The sequence below is a fragment of the Anabaena sp. UHCC 0187 genome, assembly GCF_009712035.1.
Lineage (GTDB): Bacteria > Cyanobacteriota > Cyanobacteriia > Cyanobacteriales > Nostocaceae > Dolichospermum.
This window is the reverse complement of sequence record NZ_VILB01000008.1, coordinates 1-24,453: the sequence shown is the minus strand read 5'-3', so window position 1 is coordinate 24,453 and position 24,453 is coordinate 1. Positions and strand designations below refer to the sequence as shown.

At 39.7% G+C, this 24,453-nt stretch carries 22 protein-coding genes and 1 pseudogene; 10 read left to right on the top strand and 13 right to left on the bottom strand.

The genetic code is table 11. From position 1 onward, the window contains the following. Nucleotides 1-4,028: S-layer family protein (locus FJR11_RS07130; protein ID WP_168503020.1), on the bottom strand; the 4,028-nt coding region annotated here is incomplete at its 3' end. A gap of 84 nt (nt 4,029-4,112) precedes the next feature. Next, on the bottom strand, nt 4,113-6,242 hold the full coding sequence (locus FJR11_RS07125) for a TIGR03032 family protein (protein WP_168503019.1): 2,130 nt from the start codon (nt 6,240-6,242) through the stop codon (nt 4,113-4,115). Nucleotides 6,243-6,634: 392 nt separating this feature from the next. Here FJR11_RS07125 and FJR11_RS07120 point away from each other — a divergent pair, with 392 nt between their 5' ends. The 7 genes from FJR11_RS07120 to FJR11_RS07090 all read left to right on the top strand — a co-directional run bounded on the left by FJR11_RS07120 (nt 6,635) and on the right by FJR11_RS07090 (nt 11,914). Beyond that, nucleotides 6,635-6,889, top strand: coding sequence for a hypothetical protein (locus tag FJR11_RS07120; RefSeq protein WP_168503018.1), 255 nt, complete (start codon nt 6,635-6,637; stop codon nt 6,887-6,889). Further along, the gene (locus FJR11_RS07115) at nt 6,886-7,308 is read left to right on the top strand and encodes a type II toxin-antitoxin system VapC family toxin (RefSeq protein WP_168503017.1); all 423 of its coding nucleotides are present in this window, start codon (nt 6,886-6,888) and stop codon (nt 7,306-7,308) included. The genes FJR11_RS07120 and FJR11_RS07115 overlap by 4 nt, the downstream gene beginning before the upstream one ends. 119 nt (nt 7,309-7,427) lie before the next feature. Further along, nucleotides 7,428-8,786, top strand: coding sequence for a sensor histidine kinase (locus FJR11_RS07110; protein WP_168503016.1), 1,359 nt, complete (start codon nt 7,428-7,430; stop codon nt 8,784-8,786). A 223-nt stretch (nt 8,787-9,009) separates the two neighbouring features. Next, nucleotides 9,010-9,657 (top strand): response regulator transcription factor, encoded by a 648-nt coding sequence (locus FJR11_RS07105; protein ID WP_168503015.1) that lies wholly within the window; start codon nt 9,010-9,012, stop codon nt 9,655-9,657. Between the two features lie 117 nt (nt 9,658-9,774). Next, nucleotides 9,775-10,587 (top strand): 16S rRNA (adenine(1518)-N(6)/adenine(1519)-N(6))-dimethyltransferase RsmA, encoded by an 813-nt coding sequence (gene rsmA / locus FJR11_RS07100; protein ID WP_168503014.1) that lies wholly within the window; start codon nt 9,775-9,777, stop codon nt 10,585-10,587. A 52-nt stretch (nt 10,588-10,639) separates the two neighbouring features. Next, nucleotides 10,640-11,584, top strand: coding sequence for a 4-(cytidine 5'-diphospho)-2-C-methyl-D-erythritol kinase (gene ispE / locus FJR11_RS07095; protein ID WP_168503013.1), 945 nt, complete (start codon nt 10,640-10,642; stop codon nt 11,582-11,584). Between the two features lie 6 nt (nt 11,585-11,590). Then, nucleotides 11,591-11,914 carry a DUF3082 domain-containing protein gene (locus tag FJR11_RS07090; protein WP_168503012.1) on the top strand — a complete coding sequence of 108 codons (324 nt, stop codon included), beginning with the start codon at nt 11,591-11,593 and terminating at the stop codon, nt 11,912-11,914. Between the two features lie 66 nt (nt 11,915-11,980). On the opposite strand, the gene FJR11_RS07085 is transcribed toward FJR11_RS07090, so the two are convergent. After that, complete coding sequence (locus FJR11_RS07085) at nt 11,981-12,883, bottom strand: response regulator (protein ID WP_168503011.1); 903 nt, start codon at nt 12,881-12,883, stop codon at nt 11,981-11,983. A gap of 935 nt (nt 12,884-13,818) precedes the next feature. On the opposite strand from FJR11_RS07085, the pseudogene FJR11_RS07080 reads away from it, so the two are divergent. Together FJR11_RS07080 and FJR11_RS07075 are read left to right on the top strand one after the other, a co-directional pair. Further along, nucleotides 13,819-14,099: pseudogene (locus tag FJR11_RS07080) on the top strand (HetP family heterocyst commitment protein). A gap of 85 nt (nt 14,100-14,184) precedes the next feature. Continuing rightward, nucleotides 14,185-15,039, top strand: coding sequence for an indole-3-glycerol phosphate synthase TrpC (locus FJR11_RS07075; RefSeq protein WP_168503009.1), 855 nt, complete (start codon nt 14,185-14,187; stop codon nt 15,037-15,039). A 31-nt stretch (nt 15,040-15,070) separates the two neighbouring features. Here FJR11_RS07075 and rfbB read toward each other — a convergent pair whose 3' ends face one another. From rfbB to FJR11_RS07045, 6 genes are all read right to left on the bottom strand, one after another. Then, nucleotides 15,071-16,093, bottom strand: a complete 1,023-nt coding sequence (gene rfbB, locus FJR11_RS07070) for a dTDP-glucose 4,6-dehydratase (protein WP_168503008.1) — start codon at nt 16,091-16,093, stop codon at nt 15,071-15,073. An 8-nt stretch (nt 16,094-16,101) separates the two neighbouring features. Beyond that, a complete protein-coding gene (locus FJR11_RS07065; protein ID WP_168503007.1) occupies nt 16,102-17,103 on the bottom strand; it encodes a glycosyltransferase in 1,002 nt (333 codons plus the stop codon). 127 nt (nt 17,104-17,230) lie between these two features. Beyond that, nucleotides 17,231-17,869 (bottom strand): DUF6391 domain-containing protein, encoded by a 639-nt coding sequence (locus tag FJR11_RS07060; protein ID WP_168503006.1) that lies wholly within the window; start codon nt 17,867-17,869, stop codon nt 17,231-17,233. Nucleotides 17,870-17,974: 105 nt separating this feature from the next. Then, nucleotides 17,975-18,457 carry an FKBP-type peptidyl-prolyl cis-trans isomerase gene (locus FJR11_RS07055; protein WP_254444705.1) on the bottom strand — a complete coding sequence of 161 codons (483 nt, stop codon included), beginning with the start codon at nt 18,455-18,457 and terminating at the stop codon, nt 17,975-17,977. A 108-nt stretch (nt 18,458-18,565) separates the two neighbouring features. Next, nucleotides 18,566-18,889, bottom strand: a complete 324-nt coding sequence (locus tag FJR11_RS07050; protein ID WP_168503004.1) for a phasin family protein — start codon at nt 18,887-18,889, stop codon at nt 18,566-18,568. Between the two features lie 137 nt (nt 18,890-19,026). Continuing rightward, complete coding sequence (locus FJR11_RS07045) at nt 19,027-19,581, bottom strand: methylmalonic aciduria and homocystinuria type D protein (protein ID WP_168503003.1); 555 nt, start codon at nt 19,579-19,581, stop codon at nt 19,027-19,029. Between the two features lie 373 nt (nt 19,582-19,954). On the opposite strand from FJR11_RS07045, the gene clpB reads away from it, so the two are divergent. Continuing rightward, nucleotides 19,955-22,573 carry an ATP-dependent chaperone ClpB gene (gene clpB, locus FJR11_RS07040; RefSeq protein ID WP_168503002.1) on the top strand — a complete coding sequence of 873 codons (2,619 nt, stop codon included), beginning with the start codon at nt 19,955-19,957 and terminating at the stop codon, nt 22,571-22,573. Nucleotides 22,574-22,769: 196 nt separating this feature from the next. Here the strand turns inward: clpB and FJR11_RS07035 are convergent, their stop codons facing one another. The 4 genes from FJR11_RS07035 to FJR11_RS07020 all read right to left on the bottom strand — a co-directional run bounded on the left by FJR11_RS07035 (nt 22,770) and on the right by FJR11_RS07020 (nt 24,331). Continuing rightward, nucleotides 22,770-22,997: a hypothetical protein gene (locus FJR11_RS07035; RefSeq protein ID WP_168503001.1), complete on the bottom strand. Its 228-nt coding sequence runs from the start codon at nt 22,995-22,997 to the stop codon at nt 22,770-22,772. Between the two features lie 35 nt (nt 22,998-23,032). Then, nucleotides 23,033-23,410, bottom strand: a complete 378-nt coding sequence (locus FJR11_RS07030; protein WP_174762962.1) for a hypothetical protein — start codon at nt 23,408-23,410, stop codon at nt 23,033-23,035. 81 nt (nt 23,411-23,491) lie between these two features. Further along, a complete protein-coding gene (locus FJR11_RS07025) occupies nt 23,492-23,755 on the bottom strand; it encodes a hypothetical protein (protein ID WP_168502999.1) in 264 nt (87 codons plus the stop codon). Nucleotides 23,756-23,758: 3 nt separating this feature from the next. Then, nucleotides 23,759-24,331, bottom strand: coding sequence for a hypothetical protein (locus FJR11_RS07020; RefSeq protein WP_168502998.1), 573 nt, complete (start codon nt 24,329-24,331; stop codon nt 23,759-23,761). Nucleotides 24,332-24,453: the final 122 nt, after the last annotated feature.

Below are 24,453 nucleotides of genomic sequence, written 5' to 3'. Positions count from 1 at the left end.
GGGGTGACAGAGAAAGTCTGATATTGTGTATCTGACGTATCTATACCATCAGTGACTCTATATTTGATTAGGACAGAACCATTAAAGTTAGAATCAGGGGTGAAGGTATAAGTCCCATTATTGTTGTCTACCAATACACCGTTATCAGCAGTTAAGTTCACAACAGAGAGGGTATCACCAGCATCTACATCACTAAACCCTGCTAATAAATCAGCAGCATTAATAATAATGGCTGTATCTTCAGCAGTGTTGCCTAAAGTTGCAGTGGGTGAACCAACAGGAGCATCATTTACACCGTTGATAGTCAGATTAACCGTTGCTGTACTAATGCCGCCATTGCCATTATCGCTGGCAGTGTAAGTGAAGCTATCAGTAGCAATTGCACTCACACCCAAAGACTCAAATTGACCGTTGGGGTTGTAGTCGAAAGTGCCATCGGTGTTGAGAGTTAGCAGCGCACCGGAAGCTAGGGTAATTGGTGTTCCGACTGTGACGCTATTACCATTGACTTTAACAACAGTCAAGCTATCACCATTTTCATCGGTGTCGTTACCCAAGACATTAATATTGACAACCGTATTTTCATCAGTGGTAGCAGTATCGTTAGCAGCAACAGGAGGGATGAAGCCTGATTCATAAGCCCCAATATCTACTGTACCGCCAATGGTGCGAGTGATACCCCGTTGGTCAGTGGTGATACCACTGGGGATGAGGGTATTATCTCCGGCGTTGATAGCAGCCGAGCCTGATACTAAAGCGTGGGTTTGAGTAGCACCGCCGTTGTCAGCGAGGGCAGCAAGAACTTGACTAATATCAGTAATACCACCAGATTCAAAGGTAATATCGCTACCTGTGCCAATTGTCCCGGATGCACCAATGAGGCTACCAATCAGGTTATTACCATCGCCTATTACTTCACCAGAAATATCACTAGCATCAGTTCCAGTATTACCAGCGATGATACTGTTTTGGGCGGTAGCGATCGCACTATTTTCATTATCATTGAGAAGACCGCCAACACCGTCACCGCTGTTATTGGTAATAGTGCTGCTGGTAATCGTAGCTGTTCCTGCATTGAAGATACCACCGATTAACCCATTATTGCCAGAGATGGTGCTGTTGGTAATCGTAGTTTCTCCTCCGCTTAAGACACCACCGACGATCCCACTATTGCCAGAGATGGTGCTATTACTAATCTCAACTGTTCCAAATAAGTTCGCGATACCACCGATGAACCCATTATTGCCAGAGATGGTGCTGTTGGTAATTGTAACTGTTCCCAAGACGTTCGTGATGCCACCAGCATAGGGTGCTGCACCGTTTAGCTGTCCTGTATTGTCAGAGATGATGCTGTTGGCAATAGCAACTGTTCCTCCGTTGTTAAAGATGCCAGCGTTAGCAGACCCATTATTACCGGAGATATTGCTGTTATTGATGCTCAGGTTTTCTGCATTGGTGATGGCAGCAGAATCATCATAACCACCAGATATCTTGAAAACATCTATATAAGCATCGGTAATCTTCAGTCCGTCAATTGCTACGGCAATTTGATTGTTACTGTCGCTATCATCTATCCTGAAAACAGCAGAACTATTGTTACCACTGATACTGAGGTTGTTTGCTCCCAGTCCGTTGATAGTTACCGCATCGGTAATGAGTAATTCTCCAGAAGTTAGGGTAATGGTATCGGGAATACCATCTTCAAAGACGCTACCAACAAAGGTAATGGTTTCTGCCCCAGCATCGGCATTAGCATCTAATATTGCTTGTCGCAGTGAACCAGCGCCACTATCGTTGGTGTTGGTGACAAAGAATTCAGTATCATCAACGGCTGTAACACTGAAGGATTGAGTCGCTGCTAAAACACCACCATTACCATCACTCACATCGTAGTTGAGGGTGACAGCACCATTAAAGTTAGCAGTTGGAGTGAAGGTATAAGTGCCATCATTGTTGTCTACCAATACACCATTATCAGCACTCAAGTTAGCAACAGAGAGGGTATCACCATCTACATCTGTGAAACCTACTAATAAGTCAGCAGCATTAATGCTAATGGCAGTATCTTCAGCAGTGTTGCTTAAAGTGGAACTAAGCAACACTGAGACGTTGTTGGACAATCCGTTTGCGGTCGCCAAGTCCACTTTGCCATCACCGTTGAAGTCCCCAATTGCTACGGAGGCGGGAAGATCGCCTGCCGCAAAGTTCGTGGCAACACCAAAACTGCCATCCCCATTGCCCAACAGCACCGAGATGTTATCAGAGAAGAGATTTGCAGTCACCAGGTCAAACTTGCCATCCCCGTTAATATCTTCGATGGCAACAGAGCTTGGACCATCACCCACCGCAAAGTTCGTGGCGGCACCAAAGCTACCATCTCCATTGCCCAACAGCACTGAGATATTGTTGGAGTTTCGGTTTGTGGTTACTAAGTCAAACTTGCCATCCCCATTAATATCCCCAATCGCTATGGAGCTAGGAAGATCGCCTGCCGCAAAGTTTGTGGCAGTACCAAAGCTACCATCTCCATTGCCCAACAACACCGAAACATCGTCGGAATTCTGGTTTCCGGTCACCAGGTCAGAGAATCCATCACCGTTGAAGTCTCCAATTGCTATAGAGACAGCACTAGAACTAGCACCTCCTGGAAAAATAGTGGCGGCACCGAATGTACCGTCCCCATTACCCAACAATACTGAGATATTGTTCTGCTGATTATTTGCAGTCACCAGGTCAGAAAAGCCATCACCGTTAAAATCACCAATTGCTACTCCATAGGGAATAGGACTAATGGAAACAGTCCCTATCATGAATGTCCCTGTGGAGTAGTTAGTAGCGGCACTAAAACCACCATTTCCATTGGCTAATAGCACTGAGACGTTCCTAGCATTCATACCAGTGTTTGCAGTCACTAGGTCAGAGAAGCCATCACCGTTGAAGTCTCCAATTGCTAGAGAGTAGGGAATATTGCTCACTGCAAAATTTGTGGCGGCACCAAATGTACCGTCCCCATTGCCTAATAGCACCGAGATGTTATCAGAGAAGCGATTTGCAGTCACCAGGTCAGAAAAACCATCACCATTGAAGTCTCCGATACTGATGAAAAGTGAGGAATTACCCACCGCATAGTTAACGGCTGGGTTAAATGAAGGTAAACTTGTTGGCGCATTGTTAACTGGGGTAGTAGCGGATGTATTCTCAAAGAAGACGATATTGCCGTAATTATTGCCAACAAAAGCATCCAAGTCCCCATCCCCGTCAATATCGGCCAAGGTGGGAGTAGCAAAAGACCCCACATTCGTCAGTCCAAAGGGGTTGGTGGTTTCCTGGGTAAAAATGGGTGCAGTGGCAGTTCCCGTGTTGCGGAAGAACAGGGTATTGCCGGCATTGTTGCCCACAAAAGCATCCAAGTCCCCATCCCCATCAATATCGGCAAAGGTGGGGGCAGCATAATACCCCACATCCGTCATTCCAAAGGGGTTGGTGGCTTCCAGGGTAAAGCTAGGTGCAGCAGCAGTTCCTGTGTTGCGGTAGAAAAGGATATTGCCATAATATTCACCCACAAAAGCATCCAAGTCCCCATCTCCATCAATATCAGCTAAGGTGGGTCTAGAATTAGAAAGATTCATCTTTATAAACCCGAAGGGGTTGGTGGCTTCCAGGGTAAAGGTGGGAGCAGAAGCCGTTCCCGTGTTGCGGTAGAACGTGGTATCGCCGTAAGCGTCACCCACAAAAGCGTCCAAGTCCCCATCCCCATCAATATCGGCTAAGATGGGTGTAGAATTAGAGAGCACCCTCGTCAGTCCGAAGGGGTTGGTGGCTTCCAGGGTAAAGGTGGGAGCAGCAGCCGTTCCCGTGTTGCGGTAGAACAGGGTATCGCCGTTAGCTTCACCCACAAAAGCATCCAAGTCCCCATCATTATCAATATCGGCAAAGGTGGGTGCAGCGATATTCCCCACATTCGTCAGCCCGAAGGGGTTGGTTACAGGTGATAAGAATTGTGGATCTGTTGTATTGCTTGGTGGCATAATTAGTTTTCTCCAAAATGAATTCAAAATGAAATAGATGTGGGAAATATCCCCCCTAGCCCCTTAATAAGAGGGGAATAGGAGTCAAAGTCCCCCTTGTGAAGGGGGATTTAGGGGGATCAAAGATTTACTCGTCTGTCGTACTTCCCCTAACCCAGTTAAATAGGGAGTCAGGTGTCGTTCAACAAACTGCAACAAACGGGGATAATGGTGGGAAACCGAACCCGTCAGATAGGGAACACCACTGTTAACTTGAAGACGGATCGCTTCAGCCAACAGTGAAATCCCTCGCCCCCGCTTCTCAAAAGGTTCAGCAATTGAGAGAGTGGTGTAGCGAATTGTGTCAGGTGCAACCCGATGGGTGAACACCCAACCAATTACCTCCTCCCGATAGCGTAATCCCAAGCTATTTAGGGGTTCTAAGCGGTGTGATTCCACAGCACGGGGCAGGGCTAAACCTGCATCTAGCCAAGGAAACACCTCAAAGGCTGGAGGTAGGGGAAACTTGTTTAACCAAGGGGCTTGGGCAATTTTTTCTGTAGCGGTTTTGCCCAGCACTAAGTTGGTTTGATGGGGTTGCCAATGTAGCTTTTGCAGTAGCGGGTCTAAAGCTGTATTGGTAATTGTATTGGTTGAATAGCTGAGGACGATTTCTTCACATCCCTGTTGTGCCAATTCTCTTTCTAAATAGGCGACTAATCTTGTGCCAATCCCTTGATGACGGTATTCGGGTAATACAAATAGGGAGATAATTTCGGCTTCTTCTGAGCTTAAACGTTCAGCGATCGCAAATCCCACAATTGCCCCATCTAGGGAAGCGGAAAGCCCGGTTAATTCCCCTTGGGGTGGTTGGGTTTGCCAACGTTTTTCTAAACTGGGATAGGTGAGGTGATTGTAGGTGAGGGCGTTGCTAGTATTGAGGTGATACACCCGTTGGTAACGGACGGTTTGACCTAACCCCCCCTGCCCCCCTTCCCTACTAGGGAAGGGGGGAGTAATAATATTACTCCCCTCTCCTTGTAGGGTTGAGGGTGAGATATCCCCATTACTCTTATTACTCCCCTCTCCTTGCAGGAGAGGGGCTGGGGGAGAGGTCGGTAATCCAGCCACAGGGGGTTTTGCGCCCTTACTGGGACGCTTGGCGGTGGGTTTGGTGGTGACAATGCCGCCACTGTTGGGAAATGTGACTAATCGCTGTATGTCTTCTTCCTGTAAACCAATTAGTTCGGGTTGTCGCACTCCGGGCAAAACTACCACATCAAATAGTTCTTCAATGACGCTCTGAAAATATAGCGAGTGAACGGTTTCACCTGTTTGTAAATCAATCACCATTAACCCAGATTGGGGGCGATTTCCCTCGGACATGAGGCGTTTTTCTAGGGTTAAGCCGGTAAAACTCTGGGAACGTAATTGAGATAGTCCCACAAAGGCGAAGTTTTGCCAAAAGGCTAACCCGCGCACAAATCCAGGACAAAAGGTGATGGGATGGAATTGATGATCTTGGATGTAGCCAAATTCCCCTGTGCCGGAATTGAGTACCCATAATTTCCCCTGATACCACCGGGGAGAATGGGGCATGGATAAGCCTGTGGCGATGATTTCGTTCTGCTTAACATCAATAACGACTCCCCCATCGTGGCGATGATTACGCCAGCCGGCGGCGGTATCTGTGGTACTACAGGCGGTGACATAAGCGGGCTTGCCTTCTACCATCGCTAAACCATTCAGATGACAACGATCTTCAGCGACAAGTTTGGAAATAAAGGGTGGTTGCCAGATGGGTACAAAACTGTAATCGGGGCTAATGGTGGCTAAACAACTAAAATCGGTATTGACAAAAATTAGTTTTCCGGCATTGTCTAATGCTATTTCATGGGCGTTGACATCTCCAGTGGTGTAAGCGGTGTGGGGGACATAGAGACGATCTGTTTCTTGTGATTTTTCCCCACTATCCAGGAGATTATGGAAATCCCAGATTTGGTAACGGGTGGTCATGTAGAGACGATTTGCTGCTACACATAATCCCATTGGTTTGTCGAATAGTCTTTCGTGTAGTTTCAGTCTGCCGTTAGCTTGGCCACTGACGAAAAAAAGGCGGTTGGTTTGGTAGGTGGTAGCAGCAAGGCTGAGGTTTTGCTGTTCCAGCCAGGAGGCGAAATCCTGGGAAGCTGTAATTTGTAAGGAAGGGGCGGAATTTGCGGTGATTGTTGACATTGATTAGTATATGTTTTGTTTTTATTTATTAAGTATTAATGCCTATGCGAAAAAGCCCAGGTTGGCGCGGTAATGCCTCTGTGGGGAAGTCAGCGAAAATTTAAACTTGATGAATTTCTTGATTTAATGATCTGTGTCGTTCATTATATTTCGATAGTTATAGCGATCGCATCGGCCATTGATCTAGTCTTTGACTAGGATCATGATCCTATATAAGTAAAAATTATGAATTAGAATAAACGAATAAATTCGCCTACTACGCCTTATTCCCCATGTCTAAAGCCAGTGACCTCCAATGCGTGAGGATTTGGTGATATTAGGTGATTTCTGGTATTATTAAAAATGTATATTCCACAGTTAACGTCTTTTTCTGTAGCAATAGCGAGGTCATAATGACGGCTCAGGTTGTATTAGGAAATATTAATCCGAATGTATTAGAAAAATTACAGGTTTTAGCTCAAAGCCATAACCGTAGTTTAGAAGATGAAGTCAATATAATTTTAGAAAACTTTGTACAGGCTGAATTAGTCAATCAAGAATCGGCTAAAGCACAAGCATGGGCGAAAATAGATACTGCACGTCAGCGTCATTTAGGTAAAACTTTTAGTGACAGTGTTGAACTTTTACGTGAGGATCGAAACCGTTGAGTAAATTTGTAGTAGATGCGAATGTAGGAATTAAATGGGTACTACCAGAAATCCATTCAGAAGCAGCATTGCGTCTCAATAAACCAAATTATCAATTATTAGTTCCTGATTTCTTTTTCCCAGAGATTGGAAATATTTTCTGGAAGCGTGTCCGTCGGGGAGAAATGACTTTAGATGATGCTCAAAATGATTTAGAATCACTTTTAGAATTACCTTTACAAATTTGCCTGTCTTCTCCTTTAATGCCAATGGCTTTGGAAATTGCTGTAAGAGTTCAGCAAGCTGTTTATGATTGTGTATATCTAGCTTTAGCGGTGAATAATGACTGTCAAATGGTGACGGCTGATGAAAGATTTTATAATGCGGTGTCTAACGATAAACTATTTAGTCATTTGTGTTGGATAGAAGATTTACCATAAATATGATCTTATACAAGTATCAGTTATGAATCGGAAGAGAAATGAAGTTTGATCAAATGTCTCATTCAGTGATATTACTTATTTAAAGGTCAATTTCAACTTCTCATCTAAATCTATCAATGAATATTCTCCCCATTATTCTCAGTATATGTGCTGGGGTTTGTCTCTATGTAAGTATATTACACCTACTAATTGGCTGGCAGCGATTACAACCAGCACTCCATATCTGCTTTGGTTTATGCAGTTTGTTAGTCTGTAGCTATATCTTGGGTATGATAGCTATGTATCAAGCTACAAATATAGAAGACTATATCTATGCCAGAAAATGGGTATCTGGGACAGGATTCATCTTGGCGGTTTGTCTGACATGGTTTGCAGCTATATATACTAATTTTAAGCCAGTGCGTCTAATTTTGGTGCTGAATAGCCTTTACCTATTTTATTTTTTGATCAACTTAATTTCTCCTGCTGGTATTCCCTATTCCTATATCAGTCAACTATCAAATTTTTCTTTACCTTGGGGTGAGTTAATTACCTATCCAGAAGGAACAACAATTAATCCCTTCATTAGATTCCAATCTCTGAGTTTAATTATTCTTGCTATTTTTATGTTTTATGCTTGTTATCGTCAATATCTTCGTAGTGAAAGGCAGGCGGCAATTAATCTGACTGTTAGTGTATATATATTATTAGGAATGTGTGTACATGATCGCCTCATAGATTTAGGGATATTCAAATCTGTGTACTTAGCTCAATTTGGGTTTATGTCCTTTGTCTTGATTATGAGTATAAGTCTAACTAGAGAGTTGTTTCAAGCAGTCAAATTGCGCCAACAATTACTAGAAAGCGAGCGCCTACGTAAAATTGCAGTAGAAGAGGAGCGAAATCGTTTAGCGCGAGATTTACATGATTCAGTATCGCAGACATTGTTTTCTGTGGCTACAATTGCCGAAACTGTACCCAGAGTATGGCAACGTCATCCAGAAATAGCCCAAGAGAAATTAGAGGAACTTGCCCAACTGACACAGGGGGCATTAGCAGAAATGCGGAGTTTACTGGTAGAGTTGCGACCTAGCGGGTTGAGAGACAAATCATTAGGTGAATTACTAAAACAGTTAACTAAAGCAGTTCAAGGACGGGCAAAAATTCAAATTATCACTACAGTAACGGGAGATCAACCTTTACCAGAAGAGGTAAAACTGGTATTTTACCGTGTTACCCAAGAAGCACTTAATAATATTATTAAACACGCCCAATCTACCCAAGTAGATGTCACTTTTCAAGGCAATTCAGAGTATATAAAATTATGTATTAGTGATAATGGCTATGGGTTTGATGTTAAAGATATACCATTGGGTCATTTAGGCATAGAAATTATGAAAGAACGCGCTGAGTCTATTAGTGCTAATTTCCAGTTAGAAAGTTATCTAGGAAAAGGTACAAAGATTATATTAACTTGGTTGGTTAATCAATGGTAGGTAATTAAGAATTAATAAAAATATTACAAATACTAACAGTAAGATGATAATCTATTATAAATAAAATCAATTTTAGCCCTGGCGACTAGAAGCTACATAGGCAAAACCCACCTGCATTGGTTATTTCATGAAGTCCGCGTCGGCGGACTTAGTTTGTGTAGGAGTGATTTCTAATCGCCCTCTTATTTTGATTCAAAACATTTTTAATACTCAGGGTGTCGAAATGGAAAACAATCAATTAATCAAACCCATTCGAGTCATAACTGTTGATGATCATGAAATCCTCAGAGGTGGGATTAAATTTTCTTTACTAGCCTTTGATGATATTGAATTAGTAGGTGAAGCACGTAATGGTAAAGAAGCAATACATCTGTGTGCAGAGTTACAGCCAGATGTGGTATTAATGGATTTAATGATGCCGGAAATGAATGGGGTGCAAACAACAAGAGTTATTAAGAATAATTACCCAGAAATTCAGGTTTTGGTATTAACTAGCTTTGTAGAAACAGACATATTACAGCAAGTAATGGAAGCTGGAGCGATTGGTTATTTACTCAAAGGTGCATCAATTGATGAATTAGCGGATGCTTTACGATCTTCTGCTGCTGGTTTGTGTAAAGTAGCATCAGAGGCTCTTGTGGCATTATTTCAACAACCTCAATCCTTATCTAAATCTGCCTATAAATTGACTAAACGACAGGAAGAAGTGTTAGCGTTATTGAGTGTAGGATTAACTAATGAAGCGATCGCCCAAAAGTTGAAAATCAGTCCTTCTACTATTAGACATCATGTGACACATATATTGTATAAATTAGGGGTAGAAAACCGCACTGAAGCTGCAACCACAGCAGTCCGAATTGGATTTATGTAATTAATGTGGCGATCTCTTTTATTATCTATAAAATCTGCTAATTATCAAGTATACTAAACCTCGTTATTGTTCCATAAAATAATTTTGCAATAGGTCTAAATTTTAAATTCTAACAACATGATTCAACCCCGTAAACAGTTTGCTCAACATTGGTTAAAAAGTGATAAAGCTCTCAACTCAATTGTCCAAGCGGCTAATTGTCAAGAAACAGATAAAGTTTTAGAAATTGGCCCCGGTACAGGAATTCTCACTCGGCGTTTATTACCGCTAGTAAAATCTTTACTCGCTGTGGAAATTGACCGGGATTTGTGTAAGTTACTAGCTAAACAATTGGGTGAGAAAGAAAATTTCTTATTGCTGCAAGGGGATTTTCTGACCCTTGATTTACCATCCCAATTAACAGCATTTCCTAATTTCCAAAACCAGAATAAAGTTGTTGCTAATATTCCCTATAATATTACTGGGCCAATTATTGAAAAGTTACTGGGGACTATTTCTCATCCCAACCCAGAACCTTTTGATTCTATCGTTTTATTGGTACAAAAAGAAGTAGCAGAAAGATTATATGCTAAACCAGGTTCGAGAACTTTTGGGGCGTTATCGGTGCGGGTACAATATTTAGCAGATTGTGAGTTAATTTGTACAGTTCCGGCTGCGGCATTTGTGCCACCACCAAAGGTAGATTCCGCTGTGGTGCGGTTACTTCCTAAACAAATAGAAATTCCAGCCCATGACCCCAAGAAGCTGGAAACTCTAGTTAAATTGGGATTTGGGTCAAAGCGAAAAATGTTAAGAAATAATTTACAATCGGTAATTGACCGTGATCACTTGACGCAATTACTGGAACAATTAGAAATAAATCCCCAAGTCCGCGCTGAAGACCTCGGTGTTCCACAATGGGTATCATTGGTAAATAGCATAGGGAATTAATTAAACAATTCAAAATTAACTTCTCCCTTTCACCTGTCACCTGTCAACTATTATGCGTTTTTACAGTTTAATTGCACCTGCCAAAATCAATCTGTATTTGGAAATTATCGGCAGTCGTCCTGACGGCTATCATGAACTAGCCATGATTCTCCAAAGTATAGACCTTTCCGACCAAATTGATATTTACCCCGCCAGTACAAATAATATCCGCGTCTACTGTGATCATCCCCAAGTACCCACAGATAAAACTAACCTAGTTTATAAAGCTGCGGAATTAATGGCCAAGGAATTTCCCAATGCTTTTAGTAATTTTGGGGGTGTTGATATTACCATTAAAAAGCATATTCCTGTTGCTGCCGGTTTAGCGGGAGGTTCTAGCAATGCCGCAGCGGTGTTAGTCGGAATAGATTTACTTTGGAACTTGGGATTAACTCAATCAGAACTAGAAGAATTAGGCGCAAATCTCGGTTCAGATGTGCCATTTTGTATTGCTGGAGGAACAGCAATTGCTACGGGTAGAGGTGAAAAACTTGCTCCTTTACAAAGTTTGGATAATTTACATATCGTATTAGCCAAATATCGCAGTTTAGAAGTTTCCACACCTTGGGCATATAAAACCTATCGAGAACAATTTGGGATTAATTATATTCAAGATTCAGAAGGTTTAGCCGCTCGTGCTAGTGCTTTTCATTCAGAAGCCATGGTAAAAGCTATCTTGAATAAAAATACCGAAAAAATTGTCCAAGAACTACATAATGACTTGGAGAAAGTTGTATTATCAGCTTATCCCCAAGTATTGCAACTGCGGGAATTATTCGCCAGTCAACCAGGGGTTTTAGGGACAATGATGTCAGGTTCTGGCCCTTCAGTTTTTGCCATTGTTGAATCTCAAACTCAAGCAGAAATAGTCAAGCAGCGAATACGTGAAGCTATTCCTAATGAGGATTTAGAATTGTTTGTAACGCGGACAATTAAACATGGAATTAAAATAGCCTAACTTATTATGAATCAACCACAAGAAACCCCATCAGCAGATAGTTCTAATCAAATCCCACCTACGCCTTTACGCTGTATTACTGGGGCAATTATGTCCGGTGGATTTGCCTTTGCAGCCTATTCTCTCATGATAGCAATCGCCACTACTTTTGCCAATAAACCCCTTCATTCTGATAACCAAATGGTAGTCAATATTGGTTCGGCTGTGCGGACTTTAGTAGTAGGTGTAGTAGCCTTGGGAATGGGAATCTTTGGCTTAGTTGCTTTAGGTTTATTAGCCTTAGCCCTACAACTTATAATCCAGCAATTAAGCAATCCTAAAAGTAGTTAATTTTATTGAGTAGGGAACAGAGAATAGGAAATAGGGAGTAATTTTATTTTTCTTATTCTTTTTTTCTTATCTAACTCCTGATTCCTTTCTAACTCCTGAATTTATCCCTACAGGTACTGATTTAACTAATTGTGAGCGATTTTTGAGAAATTGCAACTTAGTAGTTGTTGAACCTGAATCTAATTGATGTTTTTTGCGCCAATTTGCGGGAGATAAACCATTATGTTGGCGAAACTGTCGAGAAAAATGGCAACTATTTTGATAACCTAGTTTAACAGAAATTTCCTCAATTGTCTGATTAGTATTTTCCAATAAAGACAGGGCTGCAACCATGCGCCGTTTGACAATCCAAACATTTATTGGCTTTCCTGTTTGTTTACCAACTTGGGTAGTTAAATATGCTTTAGAATAGCCTACAGCTTCGGCGACATCAGATGAAGTAATCCCTTCTTGATAATTAGCCTCAATATAATCAAAAACCTTTTTCAAATGGGGAATATTCGGAAAAATTGACGGAGAATTTACTGGTATACTGGGAAAATCTGCTAATATTAATTGATGGGAATTAGTGGCATACCAATATCTAAAAAGAGCTTGTTTTTGTAATCTAATAGCGATTGCTCGCAATAATTCATCCGTGGTTGCAGGTTTAGTTAAATAATCATCTGCTCCCAATTCCATTGCTTTTCGTAAAGATGCCTTTGTATTAATAGCAGTCAGAAAAATGAACGGAATAATTACTGTCAATGGATCTTCCCGGAGATTATTCAATATAGTATAACCATCTATATCTGGCATCATTAAATCGCAAATTACCAAATCAGGTAAATATTTTTTGGTTAATTGCAGTCCAATCATCCCATTTTCTGCACCTATAGCATGATAGCCCTTAGCTTGCAGACAATCTAAAACAAAATTGCGGCTTACAACATCATTATCAATGACGATAATTTTTTTTGTTTCGTACATAATTATTACAATCAGTATTTTTTGGAGTTTTTAGACATTAATAAACTCTGTACGGAGTCACGCACAAATATAGATATAAATTGAGTAATAGGAAACACAAAATTAGAGTAAATAGTTCATACAATCTTGGTAACTGCTATTACCTCAATTAGTAATTAATCTTTGGTAGGTTCAAATCTAAGTTTGAAGAAATTTGATTTTATCAATAAAAAGTATATATTTTCAACTTGGTTGCATAAAAAAAATAATCCTTATTTTGATTGCTTGCCAAGGGAGTTACCCTGAGATTTGAAGGTAGAAACATAAACTTGCGATATTGTCAATTAATATTTGTATGTATTTTTGGGTTTTGAGATTTAATAAATAGGTAAATTATGAGTTATTTACCTGATTTCACTAAGTTTGCTCTTATTTCGATTGAACTACGAAATAATATACCAAGTCATCTATCATCAGGAGTATTTTTTTGACTCAAATTAGCTACTAATAATTTAGCATCCTCCCTAGGGAAGATAAATGATTAGTAAAATTTATGTATAACTATCAGAAAGAATCCTTAAACAACAAAATTAGGAAATCTGGAATAGATGACAGTTAAGAATAAACAGGACAGGGCAATAATTTTACGGATGATCCATTAACAATCACTAGACTAAAATAAATAAACCACAACTTGAACACAAAAAATTAATCTAAAAAGAGAAAAAATCCTATATAATCATTGCTGCTAAATTTGCGCTTAAAAAATAAAGATTCTGACAATTAATTTAATGCAAAAAAAATAAGAGCGAAAAAATAATCAAATCAATCAAAAAATAGTTCATGTATTGGAAGGGTAACTTTGGGTAGTCTTAAGAAAGAAGCCTTTACCGATGAATATCAGAAAAATCTTCTAAATTATTAGATGATTGCTATTACAAACAGGAGTGCAAATTATGAATCAAAATCTTAGTGGGTATAATCCATCCAACAACAAAAAAATAAAAACTGAACAAATAGAACAAATAATCAAAGCAATTATATCAGGAAAGTATTCTTGGGCTTGTGTTCTAGTTTTACAATTTGCTGGTTACAATCCCATAGACTATATACCCTATCGGACTTATATCAGATTGCTAAAAACTAATTGTTTACTGGGTAATTCTCAACAAAATTAGCCATCTGTCAAAAAGTTGATAATTTTGATATCAAACCAAAGTGGCTGAGTTTTGCTTAGATGGATATGTTTGACTTTTTTTTAGAAGATAAAAAGGAAAGGTGAAATTTCATCAATAATAATTTATCACCACTATCCAGATTTTATGCTCTATCCCATCACAATTTATAATTATCCAATGCAACCAATTCTCAAAGAAATTGTGTGGCATAAAAAACTAGAAGTTGTACAAATGCAACAAGATATGTCTTGGGCTTCCTTACAACGTCAGTTAAGTAATGCTCCTCCTATCCGGGACTTTTTTACGGCTTTACAACAGAGTATTTATAAACCTAGTTTAATTGCAGAAGTAAAAAAAGCATCACTTTATCATAGTGTAATTAGACCAGATTTTGACCCAGTTACTATTGCACAAGCCTATAAAAGAGGAGGAGCAACTTGTATATCTGTTGTCACTGATCAAAAATTCTTCCAAGGTGGTTTTGATCATCTGCGTGCAATTAGACATCTGTTAGCAATACCTCTACTTTGCAAAGATTTTATCATTGATCCTTGCCAAATTTATTTAGCCCGTTCCGCTGGTGCAGATGCGGTATTATTAATTGCTGCTATTCTTACAGATAAGCAACTACAACAATTTTCACGAGTGATTCACTACTTAGGAATGAATGCTGTTATCCAAGTTCATAACTTGACTGATTTGGATAGAGTTCTCCAATTAGAAGATGTACGAATAGTTTCCATTAATAACCAGAATTTAAGTGATTTTAGCACCAACATTAGCACCACTCAGCAATTATTGGCAGTGAAAAAATCGCAACTCCAAAAATTAGGAATTTTAGTGATTAGTGAATCGGGAATAGAAACCCCTGATGATTTAGCCCTAGTTGCTGATGCTGGTGTTCAAACAGTGATTATGGGAGAATCATTACTTAGAGAAAGTGATTTAGAAGTAGCTGTGCGGAATCTACTTCAATCTAAATTTCCCATTCATCATTAACAGAAATTGATGATTAAGAATTAGGAATTTCTCATAGCAAAGGTTTCCACCAATCATAATGACTGAGATACCATTCCACCGTTAACCGTAAACCTTCAGCAATTGTCACAGATGGAGTCCAACCAAATTCTGTTTTTAGCTTATTAGCATTAATTGCATATCTTCGATCATGTCCAGGTCTATCCTTAATAAAAGTAATTAATTTTTCCGCTGGATATACTGGTAAATTTGGTGCTAACTCATTCATGATTTCACATAAATTTTGGACAAGGCTGATATTTTCGACTTCGTTATTACCACCAATATTATAATTCTCTCCTGGTTTTCCTTGATGGATTACCACATCTAAAGCCCGACAGTGATCAACTACATATAGCCAATCTCGAACATTTTTTCCATCACCATAAATAGGTAATTCTTTACCAGTTAAAATGTTAATACACATTAAAGGAATTAGCTTTTCAGGAAATTGAAAAGCACCATAATTATTGGAGCAATTTGTGATAATTGTCGGTAATTTATAAGTATGATAATAAGCCCGAACTAAATGATCACTCCCAGCTTTTGAGGCTGAATAGGGACTATTAGGACTATAAGCCGTAGTTTCTGAAAATGCTGGTTCATCTGGGGTGAGACTACCATAAACTTCATCTGTAGAAACATGAAGAAATAGGTAATTACTAGGTTGTGTTTTTGCTTCCCAATGTTGACGAAAAGCTTCTAACAGAGTAAAAGTTCCCACTACATTAGTTTGGACAAATGCAGCAGGTCCAGTAATTGAACGATCAACGTGAGATTCAGCGGCAAAATGGGCAATAGTATCTATATTTTCTTCTAAAAGTAAATTATCAATTAAAGAGCGATCGCATATATCCCCTTGGACAAATCGGAAATTCTCCTTTGCTTCAACTGATGCTAAATTATGGCGATTTCCAGCGTAGGTAAGAGCATCTAATACCACTAATCGATCATGGGGATAAGCTTGACACCAATGATGGACAAAATTTGCACCAATAAACCCAGCACCCCCAGTCACCAATAATCTTCTATTCATGAAATCCCCTAATTACCCTGTAAATATTTCTTCTTAATTTTACCAAAGATTCTCTGTGTAAACAATTTTGCTAACCGGATTTTTGTCAAATCGGGAATTTTAGCTGCATAGTTATTTTTATGATCAAAGAAATCATTGATTTCTGTTAAAATTATCCGCAAGCGTTGGATAATATTCTCAGTTCTATACTCTGCTAACACAGTTTCTGATAAATTTAGTGCTGTAGAAGATGCTAGAACTTGCAAAATCCTTTCCACATCATACTCCAAAGCATAACCAGCAATTTTATAACAATTAAATCCCGGATCTAAATAATCAGATAATCCTCCATTGACACTAGAAAAGACTTGACAACCACAAGCTAATGCTTCCATTGGTTGTAAACCAAATCCTTCGCTAACTCCTTGTAATTTCCAATATTCCGCAGAATCATAAAGATAAATTTTAGTGCGATTAAATAAAGCTGGTAAATCTTCTACATAACTATCAATAACCAACACATTACATTTTTTTTCTAAAGCGGGAATTAATGACTTTATTAAATATTCTGAAGATTTCCGAGTTTGGACTAAAACATCAATATCTCGATTTTGATGTAAATTAGTAAATTCCTGACTAATTTGATTTGGTAAATAATAAATTAGAGAATTTGGTGCTTGTTGTCCCCAATAACCTAGAGAATTTCTGCTAACTGTAATTATAGGAATACTCGATGGTAAATTAATCTGATAACCTGTACTGTGAGCATGATAAATTACATGATATTTCTGCAACTTAGCCGCCAATTTACCAATATCAAATCCCCAACTAATCACAAAAATTACATTATCTAAATTTTTCTCTTGTAATAAATCATCTAAAAACAATTTATCTGATTCCCGCTGACGATAAGTAACTACTTCAGCAACACAAATCTGTTGAGTTAAAGTAAGCGTTTTCAACTCTGCCCAAAGACCACCACAAGCAAATTTACCATCTGTCCCCGGAACTAAAAAATAAAGCTTTCTCATACTAAATACCTAATTTTCTTCCTTCTTCCTTCTTCCTTCTTCCTTCTTCCTTCTTCCTTCTTCCTTCGTGTTCTTCGTCCCTTCGTGGTTCATTAACTCCTGACTCCTGACTCCTGACTCCTAACTCCTATTCCTCCCAATATACCTTAACAAAATGACTTTCTTTTCCCCAAAAATCACGAGCAATAGTAATATTTTCAACAGCTAAATTAAAGGGAATCGAAGTTGTAATATAACGCTGAGTGAGCATTCCTAAATCCGGTGCAATTTCCGCTGCGGCTGTTGCGGCTAAACCGAAACCAATAAGTTGTTCAATTGGTCGAAATGGTAATAAAAAAGGTACACTTACCGCTAGTCCAGCCGTTAACAACATCGCTACAGATACATTTGTGCCACAGCGAGGATGTACAGCTAAATCCCATTCTCCATTGGTAAGACGATGTTTAGCTAATGTTACAGCCCGTCGCAAATCACTAATATTCACATCACCATAGAGAAAAAATCCCTGTTCGGTAGACAAACCACCTAATAATTCATTATCTAATTGCATATTGGTGGTTGTTCCTGGTGGTGAATAGGGGTTTTTTTGTTCCCCTAATACCCAAACCGTAGCGTGTTCTAGAGCGTGAACTTGACGTAACATGAGAATTTCTTTCAACCCAGGGATAAAAGATAGCTGTTGGAGTAAATCAGCATCTTGCTTAGAGTGAGGTGCGAGAAAGTCAAAGTTAAAGGAAGATGATTCGCCCGAATAAGAAGTAGTCATCTTTTTTCTTTTGAGAATTAATATTCCTTAGAGATGTTTTTTAAACGACTGCAAGAGCTAACAATTTCTGTATTTTCCCAATAACCTAATCCCAATGCCCCATTACTATTGAACGCCTAACAGTTCTACGTCAAAAATCAAAGTAGAGTAGGGGGGAATAACGCCACCAGCACCACGCGCACCATAACCTAATTGTTCAGGAATAATTAATTGGCGACGGCCACCTATTTTCATAGTCATTACGCCTTCGTCCCAACCTTTAATTACTTGTCCTACACCAATTTTAAAGCTAAAGGGTTGACCGCGATCGCGGGAACTATCAAATTTAGTCCCATCTTCTAAAGTGCCTGTGTAGTGAACCACAACGGTTTTTCCAGTTTCGGGCGTTGCACCTGTTCCCTCTACTAATTCAACATATTTTAATCCAGAAGGGGTAGTAACAACATTGGCATTGGCTTCAGACATAGTATTGCTTGCTATTAGAGTATTGTTTGCTTGAGTGACAGTGGTGGGTAGTTGTGTAGCTATTGCAGTATCTTGTTTACCGCCAATTTGGGTAAATACTAAAACGCCAACACATACGAGCATGAACACCACGCTGAGGAAAATTGCTTTCAAAATCAGCCCTCTCCGTTTTAATTACTGGTAATCAGATTACCGACAGGACACAAATTAGTTTAAATCAGAAATGACCGTTTAGCGCCATAGCTTATTTTCCAAATCCCGAACCTGCCGCTCTAAACGGTCAATTCTGCCCCGTAATTCGTCTACTTCTGACTGACGGGCAACTCCTAAATCCTGCATCATATTCCGCATTTGTCGTTGCATTTGCTCATCCCAATTGCCTTGTTCAGACTGTAATTGGGTAACAAGATCATCCATGACTGCCTTAGCTTGCTCAGGATTTAGTTTGCCGTCTTTAACCAGTTCATCACTGACTTCTTTCAGTTTGTCTGCAACTAAAGAAGTTGTACCAATACCCAACATCATTAACTGCTGCAACCAGTTGTTGCTATCCATACTCCCTTCCTCTGACTTGTTGCTAACTAAAAGCTTAGTAATTCTAGCCTACACATTTATTTTGGCAAATCAGGGATGACATTCACTTGTTTTGATTCTGAAAACTCTTAACCTTTGCGCCTTAGCGTGAGGCTAACTCATGTCTCTATCCATCCGTGCATAGGTGCTATAGCTTTAGTGACTAACTCAATGATATCCGGAGGTGCTACGGAAAGCATGACACTAGGATAAACAGCAGTTCCCCATTGAGGATGCACAAGGACATGGCATTTATTTTCAATGGCGGGATACTTAAGTAAGGCTTGAGCTACTGCTGTATCATCATGGGGAACTAACCCGGAATGAGATAGTAATGGATAACCAGTTCGGGGATCTATTAGGTCTGTCAAATATCCGCGATCGCGCAAATTAAATGCCACATCGCAACCAAAACGCATAAACTTTTCCCGTAGCTTTTCCTTTTCTATTTCTGTTTCTGTGGTCATTTCCTCCAGAGGATATTGTGATTGCTGCAAAACAACCACTACCCACAAAAACTGCTGCTGTTTCCAATCTGGTAATATCTGTTCGCAGTTGGCACAGATATATGGACTGGGAGTATGAATAGAAATCTCTACAGCTTGTCCTGTTTTGCCAACTAAATAAATAGGACAGCTAGGCTCAGAAATACAAACTTGGGGATAATACACCACATTAATTAGGTTTATGAAAGTTTTTAAATTTATCTTTGCTAAAAATAATAACTCTTAAATCTCCAAATAAATCATCAATTTTGATTCATGAAAAATCATTTCCATGATATTACCATTTATCCTGTAAGTCATAACAGTTGAAGTTGAGCTAAGTATCTTCATGTAAATAGTTGTATAAAGTATGGGCTATAAAATCAGACATATCAACCCAGTTTTAAATATTTAATTTGGTATTTTTAATAGCAGGTGAGCGATAGTTAGCCAAGATTGGGCAATAATACTACATTTTAAAGATGTGAAGACCGATCCAACTATGACCCCAGATGTTTTTACAATGGTTTGATTAGATAGTAGTTCTTTATGCTAAAAGCCTATGCAGCCGACTAATCCCAATCAATTTACAGAAAAAGCCTGGGAAGCGATCGCTCATACCCCTGATGTCGCTAAACAGTACCAGCAACAGCAGCTAGAAAGTGAACACCTGATGAAAGGGTTGCTAGAACAGGAGGGACTGGCCAGCGCGATTTTCACCAAGGGTGGCGCAAATCTGCAAAAAGTTAGAGATCGCACCGAGCAATTTATCCAACGTCAACCCAAGGTATCTGGTACTAGCAGTTCTGTGTACCTGGGGCGAAGTTTAGATACACTATTAGACCGAGCAGAAAAATATCGTCAGGAATTTAAAGACGAATATATTTCTATTGAACACTTACTGCTGGGTTACGCCAAAGATGACCGTTTTGGTAAAAGTCTCTGCCAAGAATTTGGTTTAGACGAAAATAAACTCAAAAATATTATTAAAGAAATTCGGGGGAAACAAAAAGTGACTGACCAAAATCCAGAAGGTAAATATCAATCATTAGAAAAATACGGACGCGATCTTACAGAAGCTGCCCGAAAAGGTCAATTAGACCCCGTAATTGGCCGTGATGATGAAATTCGCCGCACAGTCCAAATTCTCTCCCGACGGACAAAAAATAACCCGGTTTTAATTGGTGAACCTGGAGTTGGTAAAACCGCAATTGCCGAAGGACTAGCACAACGGATAGTTGCCGGTGACGTTCCCCAATCTCTCAAAGATCGTAAACTGATTAGTTTAGATATGGGGGCTTTAATTGCTGGGGCAAAATTCCGAGGTGAATTTGAAGAACGGCTCAAAGCTGTATTAAAAGAAGTCACTGAATCCGGCGGTAATATTGTTTTATTTATTGATGAAATTCATACCGTTGTCGGTGCAGGTGCAACCCAAGGGGCTATGGATGCCGGGAATTTATTAAAACCGATGTTAGCGCGGGGTGAATTACGTTGTATTGGGGCGACAACTTTAGATGAATACCGCAAATATCTGGAAAAAGATGCCGCTTTAGAAAGACGCTTTCAACAAGTTTATGTAGATCAGCCAAACGTTGAAGATACAATTTCCATTTTACGCGGTTTGAAAGAACGTTATGAAGTCCATCATGGGGTGCGAATTTCTGATAGTTCTCTAGTTGCTGCGGCTACTTTATCTAATCGTTATATTAGCGATCGCTTTCTTCCCGATAAAGCCATTGATTTAGTGGATGAAGCCGCTGCTAGACTGAAAATGGAGATTACCTCAAAACCTGAAGAACTGGACGAAATTGATCGGAAAATTCTCCAATTGGAAATGGAAAAACTCTCTTTACAAAAAGAAAGTGATCCCGCTTCCCGCGAACGTTTGGAAAGATTAGAAAAAGAACTGGCTGACCTCAAAGAAGATCAAAGAACTCTCAGCACCCAATGGCAATCTGAGAAAGGTATTATTACCAAAATTCAATCAATCAAAGAAGAAATTGATCGAGTGAATTTAGAAATTCAACAAACCGAAAGAAACTATGATCTCAATCGGGCTGCGGAATTAAAATATGGCAAATTAACAGATTTACATCGACAATTACAAGCCGTAGAAACTGAACTTTCCCATACTCAAGGAACAGGAAAATCTCTATTACGGGAAGAAGTTACAGAAGCCGATATTGCGGAAATTATTTCTAAATGGACAGGAATTCCCCTGAATAAATTAGTGGAATCAGAAAAAGAAAAACTCCTCCATTTAGAAGATGAATTACATCATCGGGTGATCGGTCAACATGAAGCCGTCACCGCTGTCGCTGATGCCATTCAACGTTCTCGCGCTGGACTTTCTGACCCCAACCGTCCCATTGCTAGTTTTGTCTTCCTAGGTCCAACTGGTGTTGGTAAAACCGAACTCGCTAAAGCCTTAGCTGCCTATATGTTCGAGACAGAGGAATCTTTGGTAAGGATTGATATGTCCGAATACATGGAGAAACACGCCGTTTCTCGCCTAATCGGTGCGCCTCCTGGATATGTTGGTTATGAAGAAGGGGGACAATTAACTGAAGCCATTCGTCGTCGTCCCTATGCCGTGATTTTATTCGACGAAATTGAAAAAGCACACCCTGATGTGTTTAATATTTTCCTACAAATTCTCGATGATGGCAGGGTGACGGATGCCCAAGGTCGGACAGTGGACTTTAAAAATAGTATTATCATCATGACCAGTAACATCGGTTCTCAATACATACTCGATATAGGCGGAGATGATAATCGTTACGATGAAATGCGTAATCGAGTTATGGAAGCTATGCGAAATAGTTTCCGGCCAGAGTTCTTAAACCGTCTGGATGAACTGATTATTTTCCACAGTTTACAAAAATCAGAATTGCGGAATATTGTCCAGTTACAAGTAGATAGATTAAGACAAAGATTAAGTGACAGGAAAATGTCTTTGAAATTATCTAGCTCTGCTCTTGACTTTTTAGCGGAAGTAGGATATGATCCCGTTTTTGGTGCAAGACCATTAAAACGAGCTATTCAGCGGGAATTAGAAACCCAAATAGCTAAAGCCATTTTACGCGCTGATTTTAGCGACGGTGACACCATTTTTGTAGATGTTCAAAATGAGCGTCTTTCCTTTAATCGCTTACCCGCAGAGGTATTTACGGGTTAATTGTTTGTAGTGTGGACTTTAGTCCTGATGTTGCGGACTGAAGTCCACACTGTAGATGTTCAAAATGAGCGTCTTTCCTTTAATCGCTTATCAGTAGAGGTATTTATAGGTTAATTGTTTGTAGTGTGGACTTTAGTCCTGATGTTGCGGACTGAAGTCCACACTACGGACACAATTAAAATGAATCCCCAATTGATTATTTTGATTTTCCCTCTAATTTATCTAGCCGGTAGTCCTGGATTTGGTTCGCGCTTACCACTTCCTGTCTAATTAATTTAATTTCAGATTCAATGCCGTTAAGCTTACCACCAGCCGCAAATCCACCCGTTAGCAGGTAGAGCCCTACCTGTGTGGCAACAGTGAGGACTGTAATTAACATCGTCACTCGTTCAGTCCCTGCCGAGGCTTTTTCTACATTGTTCATATTTTTTTCTGGAAAAGTTGAGATGCTTTCGCACTTTATGGAGGCGTGAGAGCATCTATTTTTGCCTCTATTCTGGCCAGGTCAATTTCTGCCGCCGATGTATCACTACCGTCATATTGGTAAATTGCGATAGTTAAGTCTATGAACCATTTTGGTGGTTTATACCTCAGTGTGTAATCCCCCGCAACCTTGCTAAATGTAATTAAATTTCTCTCTACTAGAGATAGGGGTGATTCTTCGGTAATAGAGTTACCTAATGCAGTGCTTACCACTTGCCGCACCTTACCGCCATACTCCCATACCTTGCCCACTGGGACCGTAGTAATGATATTGATATTCAAGACTGGCTTATCAAAAACGACGGGAATAATTATTTCTGTGAGCTTTGCATAAATATTATTCCCGCCTTGCATTTCTATCACTTGCGCTGCAAATGAATTGCTGTACTGTAATAGAAAATTACTAGAATTTTGTAACTCTAAAATTCTATGCACTTATAGCCCAGCCCTCATGATCAATTCTGTGTGATCACAAAATTCACCTACAATTTCATAAGGATCGGGGATATCATTGATTTGCAAAATATCGCAATAGTCCATTAATGATATTGTGCCGTTCAGCCAATCCCTAGCAGCTTGATTAATGTTGAGCATAGCTCTTATTTCAGCATCACCATCATCATTGGCTACGCTAACCGCTAATAAATCAATATCATCTGCTGGAGACCAGATCATTCCGGTGCGCTGCGCTATGCTCATGGACTAACCTTCTGGGGTGAATTTAAAAGAACGTTTTGCTGGTAAAACAGCAGCACCTTTCCAAGTTGTGGCCAATGGGATAAGAATAGCCAAAGCAGCCGCGTAGTCCTGTCCTGCTACGGATTGACCAAATGGGGCAGAAAAAGTATCCACATCAGGCTTAAGATAACTGCGCTTTGTAATCCGACTAGTCTTTTTGGTGAAGGTACTGCGATTAGTGTAAGCCAGTTTTGCAGCTTTAAATCTTGGGAAAGCAATTGCTCCCCCAGTTGGAACAGCTTCCGTATCATCTATGTAGAAGGTATCTAGTGCAGTTGTCAGAGAATTCCCTATATCCGAACCTTGCCCCGTTTGTGCCTTTTTTAGCACAGGTAGACTAATATATCTTAATGCTGAACCGACTTGATTAAATGGAGATATATAGCCAGTCAAACGAATTGGTTTGGCTCGCTTGGTTTCGTCAGTAACAGCAGCGAATGCTGTCTGCTTTGCATCTGGGCTTAAATTCTGCCAAGCCTTATAGTTGTCGTAAGCTGCTTTTTGTGATTCATATCGCCGTAAATCGCTAAAACTCATATATTCACTAGTTGGAAGTTATCTGTTTCTCCAAATTAAGTGATATTTGTCCTTCTTTTCCTGACTAGAAACCTAATAGGTTTTGTTGATATTTCCACAACAAATTTTATAACCAATTAACC